Source organism: Candidatus Pantoea bituminis (assembly GCF_018842675.1).
GTDB lineage: Bacteria > Pseudomonadota > Gammaproteobacteria > Enterobacterales > Enterobacteriaceae > Pantoea > Pantoea phytostimulans.
On the sequence record NZ_JAGTWO010000004.1, the window covers coordinates 1,747,850 to 1,763,307 of the forward strand.

The window sequence follows — 15,458 nt, forward strand, 5'->3', positions numbered from 1 at the left end:
TTGTGCTTGCGTAAAAACGAATCGCCTGATGCTGCTGGGAGCAGCATTTTTGCCGTAGTTTTGGCATAATTCCACCCGACAACCTCACAACAGGATGCACTGTGAAATATTTGCTGATTTTTTTAGTGGTTTTGGTCATTTTCATCATCTCCGTCACATTAGGTGCGCATAACGACCAGGTCATCACCTTTAACTATCTGCTGGCGCAGGGCCAATTCAGTATCTCTACACTATTGGCAAGCTTGTTTGGTGTAGGCTTCTTGTTGGGCTGGGCAATTTGTGGATTGTTTTGGTTACGTGTTCGCGTTTCACTGGCGAATGCGCAGCGCAAAGTAAAGCGTATGCAAGCACAAATTGAACAGGGCAGCACGACAGTGACGACCACATCGTCATCGGCTGCCCGGGAATAATAATCCATGCTTGAATTGCTGTTTCTGTTGCTTCCGGTTGCTGCTGCTTACGGCTGGTATATGGGTCGACGTAGTGCACAACAGGATAAGCAGCAGGAAGCGAACCGTTTATCCCGCGAGTATGTTGCCGGCGTTAACTTCCTGCTCTCTAATCAGCAAGACAAAGCCGTTGATCTCTTTCTAGACATGCTTAAAGAAGACAGCGGTACAGTCGAAGCTCACCTGACGCTGGGTAATTTATTCCGTTCTCGCGGCGAAGTTGATCGCGCTATTCGCATACACCAGTCATTAATGGAAAGCGCTTCACTGAGCTACGAGCAGCGCTTACTTGCGATTCAGCAATTAGGGCGTGATTACATGGCGGCCGGATTGTATGACCGCGCCGAAGATATGTTCAAACAGCTCACTGATGAAACGGATTTTCGCATCGGTGCGCTGCAGCAATTATTGCTGATTCACCAGGCAACAAGCGACTGGCAGCAGGCGATTGAAGTCGCTGAACGTTTGGTGAAACTGGGCAAAGATAAGCAGAAAGGTGAAATAGCCCATTTTTATTGCGAGCTGGCTTTGCAGGCGATGAGCAGCGACGATCTTGATCGCGCTATGAGCCTATTGAAGAAAGGTGAAGCAGCAGATCGTCAAAGTGCACGAATCTCTATCATGATGGGACGTATTCTGATGGAGAAGGGCGATTACGCAAAAGCAGTGGGGCATTTACAGCGCGTACTCGATCAGGATAAAGAGTTGGTGAGTGAAACGCTGCCAATGCTAGAAACCTGTTTTCAACGGCTGAATCAGCCAGACGCGTGGGCAGAATTTCTGCAACGCTGCGTTGAAGAAAATACGGGTGCCGCCGCTGAGCTGTATATGTCCGATATACTCGAGCAGCAGCAGGGACCAGAAGAAGCTCAGCTTTATATCAATCGGCAGTTACAACGTCACCCAACCATGCGAGTGTTTCATCGTTTGATGAATTTTCACCTACACGAAGCTGAAGATGGTCGCGCCAAAGAAAGTTTGATGGTTTTACGCGACATGGTTGGCGAGCAGATTCGCACCAAGCCACGCTATCGCTGCCAGAAATGCGGCTTCACTGCGCACGCACTTTACTGGCATTGCCCTTCTTGTCGCACGTGGTCCTCTGTGAAGCCTATTCGAGGACTCGACGGTCAATAATCATCAACAGCCAGCGTTGGTGATTTACTTTCATTATAGTTACAACATACGAAAAGCCTAAAGCTCTCGAAACCTACGCATCTGTGCAGTTTGTCGTCTTACAGACGGGAACAGCGATTGTGATGGCCCGACACCGCAGGTAAAATGCCTGCCGTTTGTCTATTGCGCCCATGGGTGCCCACTGCAGAGGAAATGCCATGCCTTCACCCCAAACTGTGACCGCTTCGCCGATTCTGGTGGCTCTCGATTACCATGACATCAATAGCGCATTACGCTTTGTTGACCAGATCGATCCCGGTAGCTGCCGACTGAAAGTGGGCAAAGAGATGTTTACGCTGTTTGGCCCTTCATTGGTGAAAGATTTGCAGCAACGCGGTTTCGATATCTTTCTTGACCTGAAGTTTCACGATATTCCCAACACGACAGCGCATGCGGTTGCCGCGGCTGCCGATCTGGGTGTCTGGATGGTCAATGTCCATGCCAGCGGTGGGGCACGCATGATGAATGCTGCACGTGAAGCTCTGGTTCCCTTTGGAAAGGATGCACCTTTACTGATTGCTGTGACAGTACTGACAAGCATGGATGCAGACGATCTGAAAGGATTGGGCATCACACTCTCACCGGCAGAACAGGCAGAAAAACTGGCAAAATTAACCCGTGAATGTGGACTGGATGGTGTGGTCTGTTCCGCACATGAAGCGGCACGTTTTAAACAGGTCATTGGATCAGATTTCGCGCTGGTTACGCCAGGTATTCGCCCGGCAGGCAGTGATGCAGGCGATCAACGCCGTATCATGACACCAGAGCAGGCGAAGCAGGCAGGTGTTGATTATATGGTGATTGGACGCCCTATTACCCAATCGGCCAATCCCGCTGCTACGTTGCAATCAATCTTAAAAAGTCTGGAGGATGCCTCATGAATCGCGATAACCCGCTGGTTTACTCAACGGATACAGGTCGTATAGACCAGCCGCAGCAGAAAGTTGAGCGACCTAAAGGTGATGGCATTGTTCGCATTCAGCGTCAGACCAGCGGACGAAAAGGCAAAGGCGTCTGTTTGATTACCGGTATTGATCTGGATGATGCCGCATTAACACAGCTTGCTGCCGAGCTTAAGAAAAATGCGGTTGCGGTGGCGCATTAAAAGAGGGCGTTATCGAAATCCAGGGTGACAAGCGCGACTTACTCAAGAGCTTACTGGAAGCAAAAGGCATGAAGGTAAAGCTGGCAGGCGGCTAAAATGAAAAAATCGGGCTACTAAAAGTAGCCCGATGAGTATGTAGATGCATTGCGTAGCCGTGTTTTATTTTAATGCGGTCTTAATGAACTTGATGACCGATAATACCACCTACCGCTGCGCCACCGACGGTGCCGAGCGCGCTGCCGTTAGTTAGCACTGAACCACCAATCGCACCGGCACCCGCGCCAATTGCGGTATTACGGTCACGTTTAGACCAGTTAGAACAACCGCTTAACGCGACGACTAAGGTGGTAGCAAGGACAGCTGCTGTAATACGTTTCATTGTAATTGTCATAAACTTCTCCATTAGTGTGCTCACAGAGGCAACACCTTAAGTATAGCTTCGAAATTAATTTCACTCGTCGTCGCCGAGTTATTGCCACATCCTTGAAGGCAATGCATCGGCTTTCATCATGATGACCGACGAGTAATCAACAAAGCTCAGACAGGTCCGATCTTTGTCTGAGAGGATTTTAAGCGTTCTGCGAAATTTCCGAAGATAGACAATTCCTAATTCACTCCACAATTTTGCTTTCACAGCTAATTCATTCTGCGTTTATAGCGATTTGCTCCATAACCTTTTGCCCGCTGGCTCCGCACACTTTAGGGACGATGATCTGCAGGAGAAAAGGAATGCTGGAACAGCTTAAACAGCAGGTTTTGGAAGCGAATCTGGACTTGCCAAAATATAATTTAGTCACTTTTACCTGGGGCAACGTCAGCGCTGTCGATCGTGAGCAGGGCTTGCTGGTGATTAAACCCTCAGGAGTCAGCTATGACGTGATGAAGCGCGACGATATGGTTGTGGTTGACCTTGCGAGTGGCAACGTTATAGAAGGGGATAAACGGCCATCTTCAGACACCGCAACGCACCGTGCACTTTATCTGGCGTGGCCCGAAGTGGGCGGCATTGTGCATACCCATTCGCGCCATGCCACCATTTGGGCGCAGGCCGGGCGTGTCATCCCTGCCTGGGGAACGACCCATGCTGATGACTTCTACGGTGAGATCCCGTGTACACGGGCAATGCGTGATGATGAAATCAAACATGAGTATGAGTGGAATACCGGCCAGGTGATTATCGAAACCTTTGCTGAACGTGAGCTTTCTCCCAGCGCAATTCCCGCTGTGCTGGTTAATTCGCATGGGCCTTTCGCCTGGGGCAAAGACGCACATGCTGCGGTACACAGCGCCGTCGTGTTGGAAGAAGTCGCTTATATGGGGTTATTCAGTCAGCAATTGACCGCTAACTTGCCGCCGATTCAGCAAACGCTGCTCGATCTCCATTACCTGCGCAAGCACGGCGAAAACGCGTGGTATGGACAAAAGTAACTGGCTAACAGGGATGTAACCCATCCCTTCTTGCTGTCTCGCTGTTTACGCAAAAACGGATAGGGCGATCGTGATCATGTTTATTAAAACAGTGCATCTATAAAAATAAAACGCCGTTTCAATTTTATAGTCAGGATCACTGTTTTTGTTTCTTAATGTCATTACTTTGCTGTCATCGCCTTCGGGCACAACTCACATCTTCCTCTGGAACAGCAAAGGTGACACCAATATGCATATCAAACGTGCGATAGATAAAATCCCTGGCGGCATGATGTTGATACCGCTATTTCTCGGCGCGCTTTGTCACACCTTTTCCCCCGATGCCGGAAAATATTTTGGATCGTTCACCAACGGATTGATGACCGGGACGGTACCTATTCTGGCTGTGTGGTTTTTCTGTATGGGTGCATCGATAAAAATTAGCGCGACGGGAACGGTATTGCGTAAGTCCGGTACGTTAGTGCTGACCAAAATTGCCGTGGCCTGGGTCGTCGCGGCCATCGCCTCACGCATGATGCCGGAGAACGGTGTTGAAGTCGGCATGTTTGCTGGACTCTCTACGCTGGCTTTGGTCGCCGCGATGGATATGACCAATGGCGGCCTTTATGCCTCGATTATGCAGCAATATGGTTCCAAGGAAGAGGCGGGCGCATTTGTTCTGATGTCGCTGGAATCAGGTCCACTGATGACTATGGTTATTCTTGGCACAGCCGGCATAGCATCATTTGAACCCCACGTCTTTGTCGGTGCAGTTCTGCCCTTTATTGTCGGTTTTGCTTTAGGAAATCTTGATCCAGAATTGCGAGAATTCTTTGGCAAAGCGGTCCATACGCTGATTCCTTTCTTCGCGTTTGCTTTGGGCAATACCATCAATCTGGCCGTCATTGCTGAAACGGGTCTGCTCGGTATCATGTTGGGCGTCGCAGTGATTATCATTACCGGCATCCCATTAATTATTGCCGATCGTGTAATCGGAGGCGGAGACGGAACCGCAGGTATTGCCGCATCGAGTACGGCAGGAGCCGCCGTTGCTACGCCAGTATTGATTGCAGAAATGCTGCCACAATTCAAACCGGTTGCACCAGCTGCGACCGCGCTGGTCGCGACATCGGTTATTGTAACATCTGTTCTGGTCCCGATTATCACCGCGATATATTCAAAACGCGTTAAGCGTTCGCAGGTTGTTGTCAGCCAGCGCGCGGCTATTAAGTAACCCACCTAATCAATCCCCGGCCCTAAGTCGGGGAAATCTCTGGATTTTGTTTTATAAATCAATCTCTCATTTGGTCTGGCCTCACTCTGCATTACGCTGATGTGGCGTAAAAAACGCATCTAATAATCAGAGGATGAGACTATGACAGTTATTAACCAAGCAACTTGCAGATTGTTTACCGAAGTCGGACATACCACACAGCTGGTGGCGTACTACGAAGAAGGACGACGCACCATGTGGATGATGTTGCGGGCGCAGCCGCGTCCTAGCTTCAACCATGAGCTGATAGAGGAAATCATGAATTTGAGCTATGCCGCACAGCGTTCTGGCTTACCGATTGATTTCTGGGTAACCGGTTCTTTGGTACCGCAGATGTTTAATGCGGGTGGCGATCTGCGTTTCTTCGTTGAATGTATTCGTAACAATCGCCGTGAAGCTTTACGTGCTTATGCCAGAGCCTGTGTGGATTGCATTCATTCTGCAGCACGCGGTTTTGATACCGGCGCGGTGACGCTAGCGATGATTGAGGGCAGCGCATTAGGCGGTGGCTTTGAAGCGGCGCTGGCGCATCACTTCATTCTGGCGCAGAACAATGCACGCATGGGATTCCCTGAAATTGCCTTCAACTTGTTCCCTGGTATGGGCGGTTATTCATTGGTGGCTCGCCGCGCAGGCATGAAACTGGCAGAGGAGTTAATTTGTGAAGGTGAATCTCACAGTGCGGAGTGGTTTGAAACGCGAGGACTGGTCGATAAAGTCTTCCAGCCGGGCGACAGCTATCGTGCAACACGCACATTCATTGATACGTTGCGTCCGAAGCTGAATGGTGTGCGAGCTATGCTCAAAGCGCGTCAGCGCGTGCTGCAATTAACACGCGCTGAGTTGATGGATATCACCGAAGATTGGGTCGATTTTGCCTTTACCATTGAGCCAAAAGATATTGCTTACATGGAACGTTTGGTGCAATTACAAAACCGCCACAGCGCCTCGTTGCGTAAAGCGGGATAGTAATGTAATCCAGCGTTAAACGCGGGCAGGATGCTTAGCCAGCCAATGCCCAAACTGCTCTGCGGGCATTGGTTTTGCGTAATAGTAACCCTGACGCCCATCAACACCACTATTGAGGATAAATGCTTCTTCAGCTTTTGTTTCAATGCCTTCGGCAATCACTAACAGATCGAGAGCCTTGGCGACGGCAACGATCGCGCGAACCAGCGACTGAGAAACAGGCTGTAAGTTGATATCACGTATAAAACTTTGATCGAGCTTGATGGCATTGATTGGCACACGTGCTAATTGGGAAAGTGACGAATAGCCTGTACCAAAATCGTCAAGATGGACCTGGGCGCCCAGATCCTGGAACTTTTTCATTAGCGTCAGCGCTTCAGCTTCATTCTCAATCAAGCAGCTTTCGGTTAATTCGATATCGATTGGACAATCATTTAAACCGGCATCGGCCAATGCCTGTTTTAAATCGCTATAAATGCTCTGATCCAGCAGTTGTCGCGCAGAAACATTTACGGCTACGCGCAGTTCAATGCCTTGTTGACGCCAGGTGAGGATCTGTTTCAGCACATTGAGCATGACCCAGCGGCCGAGCGGCACAATCAGGCCAGATTCTTCCGCATAGGGGATAAATTCAGCCGGGGAAACCAAGCCTCGTTCCGGTGAGTTCCAGCGCACTAACGCTTCCGCGCTGCGTATCTGCCCATCGCTGTCGACTTTAGGCTGGTAAAAAACCGTTAAATGATCCAGCTCCAGCGCTTTACGAAGGTTGGTATCAAGCCATAAATATTCAAATACGCGTTGGTTCATCTCAGCGGCGAAAACACAATATTTACCGCGACCATTCTCTTTTGCGTGATACATCGCAGTATCAGCATTGCGAATCAGGCTTTCACGGTCTTCGCCATGCAGCGGGGCAAGGGCAATACCAATGGAGCAGCCGCTATAAACCTCAATGAGTCCAATGCGGAACGGTAAACGCAAACGCTCCAGAATGCGAGACGACATCGCTTCCAGCGCCGCCTGGCTAGTATGTTCAGCCAGCACCACGAATTCATCACCACCCAGACGTCCCAGCGTTTGATCTTTACCCAAACAGCTAAGAATCGCCAAAGAGACAGCTTGCAGCAGTTGATCGCCAAACATATGGCCGTAAGCGTCGTTAACTTTTTTGAAATTATCCAGATCGAGATAAACCACACCGGTTTCATTGCCGCCTGCTTGCTCTAGTGCCAGGCTCATTTGTTGATGAATTGCGTTGCGATTGGGCAATCCGGTCACCGTATCGGTGTTTGCCAGCACCCGTAGACGTTCCTGAGCCCGTCTTTCCTCGGTTATGTCCGTTCCTGAACAGATGAGGAAAATTTCATTTTTTCCGCTACCGCTGTGCACGAACTTATTACGAAACAGAAACAGTCGCTGGCCTTTTTTAGTCTTCACCCAGCGTTCAACTTCGTAGGAATTGCCGTCGCGAAAGAATCCGGCGATGTTGCGGCGTGATGCTGCAGCTTCCTGTTTACTCATAAACAATTGAAAGACGTTGCGCCCAATCACTTCATGTTCATTCAGGCCGGTATATTCTTCACTGAGGCGATTAAAACGTTGAATATTGCCGCGCTGATCGAGAATCACGATCACCGAATTAGCTTCTGAAACCACTTGCTCAGCAAATGAAAGACCCAGCGTCAAATCGCGCGCCACGGCAGAGGTATCACCCCACGCAGAAGCCGTTCCGCCCCAGGATGACTGGTTTACCTTGCGGCCCACCAAGTGCATTGGCACCGGCACGCCGTGTAGCGGCAGCGTAAGATTAATTGTCGAGGTGATCACTGGCATTGCGCGGATTAAACTGGCCTGGCCCGGCGTCAGCGGCAGGGCAATGTTGGTATTTGACGATTCGTCTTCAGCAAAATGCAGCGCATCGCTGTCCGCGGTTAGACGCCAATGAGGGCTGGTTGTACCAAATAAGGTATACAACAAGGTTTGCCCTTGTTCATCGGTCATGGAACTTCCTCCGGGAAGTGCTCTGCAGGCGTTATCTCATTATTTTAGCAACAGTATTCATCATCTGACGCGAGCACAAGATGCAAACTGAATATATTTTGTTGTCCAGCTATGAATGGCACAAAAAAGCCCCGTAAAAACGGGGCGATGGCGTTGATTTAGCAAGGGCATTTACCCAGTTTCCCCGCTTGGCTTGGAAAGCGAGCATCCAGGCAATAACGATGAAAATCTCGCTCTGTCATTGCTGTCTGATCGGGATGATGGTTCTGCATATGCTGTAAATATTTTTGATAATCCTGAACGCCGACCATTAAGCGAAAGCTCTGTTGTAAACCTTGCCACAGCGCGCGCCAGCTAAATTTCGCCGTATCTGGCGCTGATAGCCGCTGGCAACGTTCAATTTGCCATACGCCTTGTGGACGTGTAGCACGATGAATGGCATCAAACATGACGCACCTCCTTACGTAACGCTGGCTCAGATTCATGGGTAGTCGGCACGTTACTGCGCAGGGCGCGACGAATAACAAACACCGCAGCGATTAACATCGTGACCGCCACCAGCATGAAGAATCCACACAAAGCGGCATTGATTTGGTTGCTAAAAACGATGGTTTGCATATCGGCTACAGTTTTTGCTGGCGCAAGAATCACGCCTTCATCTAAACCTCTACGGAATTTATTTGCCTGCGCAAGGAAACCGATCGAAGGTTTTTCATGAAAGATTTTCTGCCAGCCCGCAGTCATTGAAGTAATAAACAGCCAAATCGTGGGCAGAATCGTGACCCAGGCGTAACGCTGTTTCTTCATCTTAAACAGCACTACCGTTCCGAGGATCAACGCCATTGAAGCCAGCATCTGGTTACCAATACCGAACAGTGGCCACAAGGTGTTGATACCGCCAAGCGGATCAACTACACCCTGATAAACGAAAAAGCCCCATCCCGCGACAGCTACCGAGGTACCGGCCATGTTACCTAACCACGAACGGTTGTTGGCCATTGAGGGCACCACGGTGCCGACCAAATCCTGCACCATAAAGCGGCAGGCGCGTGTGCCTGCATCAACAGCGGTAAGAATAAACAGCGCTTCAAACAGAATGGCGAAGTGATACCAAAACGCCATCATGGCGCGGCTGTTGAACACTTCCGTAATGATATGCGCCATGCCAACCGCAAAGGTCGGTGCGCCACCGGCCCGTGATAAAATCGATCCTTCACCAACGTCACGTGCAATGCCGCTCAACACTTCTGGCGTTACCACAAAGCCCCAGCCGTTAATGACCTGAGAGGCATTTTCAACCGTGGTGCCAATCAGCGCTGCCGGAGAGTTCATGGCAAAGTAGACGCCCGGATCCAGCACCGATGCACAAATTAACGCCATGATGGCGACAAAGGATTCCATCAGCATCGCGCCATAGCCGATAAAGCGAATATGACTTTCGCGCTCGATCAGTTTTGGCGTAGTACCGCTTGAAACCAGCGCATGGAAACCAGAAATCGCGCCACAGGCAATGGTAATAAACAAGAAGGGGAAGAGCGCGCCGGAGAAGACCGGGCCGGTGCCGTCAATGAATTTCGTCACCGCAGGCATTTTCAACTCTGGCATGGCAAACACGATGCCAATCGCCAAGCCAACGATCACACCAATTTTAAGAAAGGTTGAGAGATAATCTCGCGGCGCTAACAGTAACCAAACCGGCAGCACCGAAGCGATAAAGCCGTAAATTACCAAGACCCACGTCAGTGACGTGCCTTTCAACGTAAAAAAGGGCCCCCAGTAGGGATGTTGTGCCACGTCGCCACCGTAGATAATCGCGGCCATCATCAGCACAAAGCCAATCAACGAGACTTCAGCGATTTTACCGGGGCGGATAAAGCGCATGTAAACGCCCATAAACAGCGCGATCGGTATGGTGGCGGCAATGGTAAACAGTCCCCAAGGACTGTCCGCTAAGGCTTTCACCACGACCAACGCCAGCGCCGAGAGAATAATGATCATTACGCCCAGCGCACCCAGCATAGTAATCACACCAGCAAAAGCGCCTAACTCCTGACGCGCCATTTCACCCAAGGAGCGTCCGTCACGGCGCGTGGAAATGAACAGAATCAAAAAGTCCTGCACTGCGCCAGCCATCATTACGCCGACCAGAATCCAGATAGTGCCCGGTAAGAACCCCATTTGGGCCGCTAAAATTGGGCCAACCAGCGGACCTGCGCCTGCAATGGCAGCAAAGTGATGGCCAAAAAGCACCCATTTGTTGGTTGGGACATAATCCAGCCCGTCGTTAAGACGTTCGGCAGGTGTGAGGCGACGGTCGTCCAGTTCAAAAATGTTGCGCGCAATAAACAGGCTGTAAAAGCGATAAGCGATGCTGTAGCAGGCGACAGCGGCAATGACCAGCCAAACGGCGTTGACGTGCTCGCCACGGTTTAAGGCGAGCATGGCAAACGCGCCCGCGCCGATTAACGCCACCGCTAACCAGATGACTCCGGTTTTGACGTTTTTCATGACTAACTCCTTGTAGGGATCGAGAGAGAGGCGATCGAAAACAACGAGTTAAACTTAATGTAATGGAATGTAAGTGGAAGTTAATCGATAGAGAAGTGTGAGGCGAGGTACAAATTTAACATTTAGGCAAATAATTTGGGGAAAGTGCGGGACAACCTGAGTTGTCCCGCAAATTTTCGTGCTTATACCGCTGGGCGAGCCACAACGCTACGAGTTTCCATGCGCACTTCAGCGATGGTCACGTCAATAACGTCGGTGACGCGGAAAGCGACTTCACCTTTGATCTGAACCGTGCCGTTTTCCTGGCTGCAGACCAGTTCATCACGCACCGCGTGAATAAACGGGGCAGGGATAAAGGCGACCGCGCCGAACTCCAGCAAACGGACGCGCATACCGCCACGTGACACATCAATAATTTCGGCACTGAATTTACGATCGCTGCCAGCGAACGGCGACAGATAGCGCGCATACAGCCAGTCACCGACATCGCGTTCAGCCATGCGATTCAGACGACGACGCTCACTCATGGTCACGGTCAGCGCGCTATCCGGGCGAGCAATGTCATCACCCCGGATAATCGCTTTCAGCAAACGATGGTTGATCATGTCGCCAAATTTACGGATCGGCGAAGTCCAGGTCGCATAAGCTTCCAGGCCTAAACCAAAGTGTGGACCCGGTTCAGTGCTGATTTCAGCGAAAGTCTGGAAGCGACGAATGCGGCTGTCGAGGAACTGCGTTGGCTGCGCATCGAGTTCACGACGCAGCACGCGGAAGCCTTCCAGCGTAGTGATCGCTTCTGGATCCACGGTGATGCCGTGTGCAGCCAGCACTGTTGCTGCTTGCTCGGCATTGGTCGCATCAAAACCGGCATGAACGTTGTAGATACCAAAGCCGAGGCGTTCACGCAGCACTTTGGCCGCGCAGACGTTGGCCAGGATCATCGCTTCTTCGACAATGCGGTTAGCGATGCGGCGTGGCTCGGCAATGATCTCCAGCACTTCGCCTTTTTCACCCAGAAGGAAGCGGTAATCTGGACGATCTTTAAACACCAGCGCATGGGTTTGACGCCATTCGCCGCGTGCCAGGCAGATGCGATGCAACAGTCGAATTTGGTTCGCGATCGCTTCGTTCTCGGGTTGCCATTCGCCGCTGTTTTCCAGCCAGTCAGAGACGTCGTCGTAAACCAGCTTGGCTTTAGATTCAATCCACGCAGCAAAGAACTGTGGATCTTCGCCTAAAGTGCCGTCTTTTGCCACGGTCACGCGGCAAGCCAGCGCTGCACGGCGCATATTCGGACGCAGCGAACACACATCGTCAGAGAGTTCGCGTGGCAACATTGGAATATTGAAGCCTGGCAGATAGTTAGTAAACGCACGTTGCGCCGCCACTTTATCGAGCTGGCTGCCTTCTGGCACGTAAGCGGTGGGGTCGGCGATGGCGATAGTCAGACGCAGCGCGCCATCGTTCAGTTCCTCAACGTACAGCGCATCATCCATATCTTTGGTGCTGGCGCTGTCGATGGTGACGAAATCCAGTGCGGTGAGATCTTCACGCGTCAGGTTCTCATCCATCATTTCGCCAAAGCCAACGTCTGGCGCTTCACGCTCAAGGTTATGGCGCGACAGCGTCACCCACCATGGCGCAAGGTGATCGTCAGCTTTGATAATAAATTCGGTCAGTTCAGCATAAAAACCGCGGTCGCCTTTTAGCGGGTGGCGGCGCATCTCAGCCACTGCCCAATCGCCAGCTTGAAAATCATGTGTCACACCACGGGCCGGGCGGCACTGGATGGCATCTTTCAGCAGCGGATGATCCGGGACAATTGAAAGACGATCATCTTTCTTCTGCACGCGGCCAACAAAGCGGCTCAGAAACGGTTCAACCAGCGTTTCTGGTTCAGCACTTTCACGGTCTTTATCGCTATGGATGATGGCAACGATGCGGTCACCGTGCATCACTTTCTTCATCTGCGGAGGCGGGATGAAGTAGCTTTTTTGCGCATCAACTTCGAGGAAGCCGAAGCCTTTTTCAGTGCCTTTTACCACACCTTCGGCGCGAGGCGTTTGCGAGTGGAGCTTCTCTTTGAGCTGCGCGAGCAGCGGGTTATCCTGGAACATAATTTTTTTAGTTTCGTGGCCTAAGAGCGGCTGACAGTTTTACGCGAATCGGGGTCGCGCGGCAAGGCAAAAAGCCGCTTAGCGCGGCTTTTTAACAATGCTGTAACAAGGATTTTAGGCAATTCGCTGACCGGGAAGTGCCTGTGAAAGTTCGAGTTTTACCGGTACCGATTTGGAGGTTGGCGTACCGCTGCCGTCACCAAAGCTATTGAGTGGGACCAGCGGGTTGGTTTCGGGATAATAGGCCGCGAGATTGCCGCGCGGAATATTGTATGGCACCAGCTTGAAGCCGCTGACGCAACGCGTAATCCCGTCGTTCCACAGCGTTTCGATATCAACCAACTCACCTTCACTGAAACCCAATTCGGCCATGTCATCAGGGTTAATAAACACCACTTCGCGCTGGCCGTACACGCCGCGATAGCGATCGTCGAGACCGTAAATCGTGGTGTTGTACTGGTCGTGGGAACGCAGAGTTTGCAGGGTAAACGGCACGTCAGCACTCAGGTTGGGAAACAGTGACGTTGGCAGTGCTGCGTGGCTAAATTCTGCTTTTCCTGACGGCGTATTAAAACGCAATTCCGCTGCGGCGTTGCCCAGATAAAAACCGCCCGGCAGGTCGCATTTCTCATTGAAATCAGTGAAGCCTGGGATCGTGGCGGCAATATGATCGCGGATCAGGTTGTAATCACCGGCCAAATCCAGCCATTTTACTTTGTCATCACCGAGTACTGCGTGTGCAATACCTGCCACAATCGCCGTTTCTGAACGCTGCGTATCCGCCAGCGGCATGCCGATACCTTCAGAGGCGTGCACCATGCTGAATGAATCTTCCACAGTAATGAACTGATTGCCGGTCGCCTGCTCGTCACGCTCGGTGCGACCCAACGTCGGCAGAATCAATCCTTCATGCCCCGGAACCAAATGGCTGCGGTTTAGCTTGGTACTGATGTGCACCGTCAAACCGCAACGCGACATCGCTTCTTCGGTAATCGGTGAATCTGGCGCTGCTGCAGCGAGATTACCGCCCAATGCGATCAACACTTTGACTTCATCACGTAGCATGGCATTCAAGGCTTCAACGGTGTTATGGCCTGCTGCACGTGGGGGTTCAAAATCGAAATGTTTGCCCAGCGCATCGAGGAACGGCTTAGCCGGTTTCTCATCGATGCCCATGGTGCGGTTGCCCTGAACATTACTGTGACCGCGAACCGGACACAGGCCCGCGCCTTTTTTACCCAGTTGCCCAAACAGCAGTTGCAGGTTAGTGATCTCACGAACCGTATCAACCGAATGTTTGTGCTGGGTAATGCCCATCGCCCAGGTACAAATTACCCGGTCGGCGCTTTGATAAATCGCCGCGGCTTCGCGGATCTGCGCCTCAGTCAGACCTGATTGCGCTACGATCTGCGCCCAATCGGTGTTATCAACTGCTGCAAAGTACGCTTCAACGCCTTGCGTTTTGGCATTCAGAAAAGCCTGATCGAACAAGCCACTTTCACCCGCAGCCAGACGCGCACGGTGCGTTTCCAGCAGCGTCTTCACCATGCCGCGTACCGCCGCCATATCACCCCCAAATTCGGTTGGTAATAAGCCGAACTGATGGTGCCCGCTTTAGACGTCATGACTTCAAGGGGTTTTTGTGGATCGGCAAACCGTTCCAGACCGCGCTCACGTAGCGTGTTAAAGGTTACGATCTTCGCGCCATGATCGGCAGCGTGACGCAGGCTGTGCAGCATGCGTGGATGGTTCGTTCCCGGGTTTTGACCGAAGACAAAAATCGCGTCAGCGTGGTCAAAATCATCCAGGCGAATCGTGCCTTTACCTACGCCGATACTGCGCTTCAGGCCAGTACCGCTGGCTTCATGGCACATGTTGGAGCAGTCAGGGAAATTATTCGTGCCCATCAGGCGACCAAACAACTGATAAAGCCAGGACGCTTCATTACTGGCGCGGCCGGAGGTGTACAGCTCCATTTGATCAGGATTATCCATCGCCTTGATATGGCGTGCAATTAGCGCGAACGCCTCATCCCAGCTGATGGGTTCATAATGATCGGTTTCGGCGTTGTAACGCAGCGGATGCGTTAAACGGCCCTGATATTCAAGAAAGTAATCACTCTGCGCGTAAAGCGTATTAACGCTGTGCTTAGCAAAGAAGTCGGTATCGACGACACGACGTGTCGCTTCCCAGGTGACCGCTTTTGCGCCGTTTTCGCAAAAGCTAAACGTACTTTTGTTGTCATCGCCCCATGCGCAGCCTGGGCAGTCAAAACCGCGGGCTTTATTCATGCGTAGCAGATTACGCATATTTTTCAGTGCAGCTTTGCTGTCAAAGACGAAACGCGTGGTGGCTTCCAGTGAACCCCAACCGCCCGCTGCGGCACGGTAAGGTTTGATTTTGCGTTTAAATTTCATAATGAGTGCAGGCTTATTTTTATTAGAAAATATTGT

11 protein-coding genes and 2 pseudogenes are annotated in these 15,458 nt (G+C 51.3%); 7 read left to right on the top strand and 6 right to left on the bottom strand.

The genetic code is table 11. The features are described from left to right. The first annotated feature begins 101 nt into the window (after window positions 1-101). The 4 genes and pseudogenes from KQP84_RS11980 (at window position 102) to yciH (ending at window position 2,825) form a co-directional block, all read left to right on the top strand. Window positions 102-410: a LapA family protein gene (locus tag KQP84_RS11980; RefSeq protein WP_215846707.1), complete on the top strand. Its 309-nt coding sequence runs from the start codon at window positions 102-104 to the stop codon at window positions 408-410. A 6-nt stretch (window positions 411-416) separates the two neighbouring features. Further along, window positions 417-1,586 carry a lipopolysaccharide assembly protein LapB gene (gene lapB / locus KQP84_RS11985; RefSeq protein WP_215846708.1) on the top strand — a complete coding sequence of 390 codons (1,170 nt, stop codon included), beginning with the start codon at window positions 417-419 and terminating at the stop codon, window positions 1,584-1,586. A 197-nt stretch (window positions 1,587-1,783) separates the two neighbouring features. Then, on the top strand, window positions 1,784-2,506 hold the full coding sequence (pyrF, locus tag KQP84_RS11990; RefSeq protein WP_215846709.1) for an orotidine-5'-phosphate decarboxylase: 723 nt from the start codon (window positions 1,784-1,786) through the stop codon (window positions 2,504-2,506). Further along, window positions 2,503-2,825: pseudogene (yciH, locus tag KQP84_RS11995) on the top strand (stress response translation initiation inhibitor YciH). The gene pyrF and the pseudogene yciH overlap by 4 nt, the downstream one beginning before the upstream one ends. Before the next feature lie 80 nt (window positions 2,826-2,905). On the opposite strand, the gene osmB reads toward yciH, so the two are convergent. After that, a complete protein-coding gene (osmB, locus tag KQP84_RS12000) occupies window positions 2,906-3,121 on the bottom strand; it encodes an osmotically-inducible lipoprotein OsmB (protein ID WP_031374546.1) in 216 nt (71 codons plus the stop codon). Window positions 3,122-3,459: 338 nt separating this feature from the next. Between osmB and araD the strand changes: the two genes are divergently transcribed. From araD to KQP84_RS12015, 3 genes are all read left to right on the top strand, one after another. Continuing rightward, entirely contained in the window at window positions 3,460-4,158 is a 699-nt protein-coding gene (gene araD / locus KQP84_RS12005) for an L-ribulose-5-phosphate 4-epimerase (RefSeq protein WP_215846710.1), read from the top strand. A gap of 229 nt (window positions 4,159-4,387) precedes the next feature. Then, on the top strand, window positions 4,388-5,371 hold the full coding sequence (gene kdgT / locus KQP84_RS12010; protein ID WP_215848272.1) for a 2-keto-3-deoxygluconate transporter: 984 nt from the start codon (window positions 4,388-4,390) through the stop codon (window positions 5,369-5,371). A 141-nt stretch (window positions 5,372-5,512) separates the two neighbouring features. Continuing rightward, a complete protein-coding gene (locus KQP84_RS12015) occupies window positions 5,513-6,379 on the top strand; it encodes a crotonase/enoyl-CoA hydratase family protein (protein WP_215846711.1) in 867 nt (288 codons plus the stop codon). Between the two features lie 15 nt (window positions 6,380-6,394). Here KQP84_RS12015 and pdeR read toward each other — a convergent pair whose 3' ends face one another. The 5 genes and pseudogenes from pdeR to KQP84_RS12040 all read right to left on the bottom strand — a co-directional run bounded on the left by pdeR (window position 6,395) and on the right by KQP84_RS12040 (window position 15,422). Continuing rightward, the gene (gene pdeR, locus KQP84_RS12020; RefSeq protein WP_215846712.1) at window positions 6,395-8,380 is read right to left on the bottom strand and encodes a cyclic di-GMP phosphodiesterase; all 1,986 of its coding nucleotides are present in this window, start codon (window positions 8,378-8,380) and stop codon (window positions 6,395-6,397) included. 158 nt (window positions 8,381-8,538) lie between these two features. Beyond that, window positions 8,539-8,829: a YbdD/YjiX family protein gene (locus KQP84_RS12025; protein ID WP_215846713.1), complete on the bottom strand. Its 291-nt coding sequence runs from the start codon at window positions 8,827-8,829 to the stop codon at window positions 8,539-8,541. Next, on the bottom strand, window positions 8,822-10,888 hold the full coding sequence (locus KQP84_RS12030) for a carbon starvation CstA family protein (RefSeq protein WP_215846714.1): 2,067 nt from the start codon (window positions 10,886-10,888) through the stop codon (window positions 8,822-8,824). Before KQP84_RS12030 ends, KQP84_RS12025 begins: the two co-directional genes overlap by 8 nt. A 182-nt stretch (window positions 10,889-11,070) precedes the next feature. After that, window positions 11,071-13,005 (bottom strand): exoribonuclease II, encoded by a 1,935-nt coding sequence (locus KQP84_RS12035; RefSeq protein WP_215846715.1) that lies wholly within the window; start codon window positions 13,003-13,005, stop codon window positions 11,071-11,073. Between the two features lie 114 nt (window positions 13,006-13,119). Further along, a pseudogene (locus KQP84_RS12040) lies at window positions 13,120-15,422 on the bottom strand (FdhF/YdeP family oxidoreductase). Window positions 15,423-15,458: the final 36 nt, after the last annotated feature.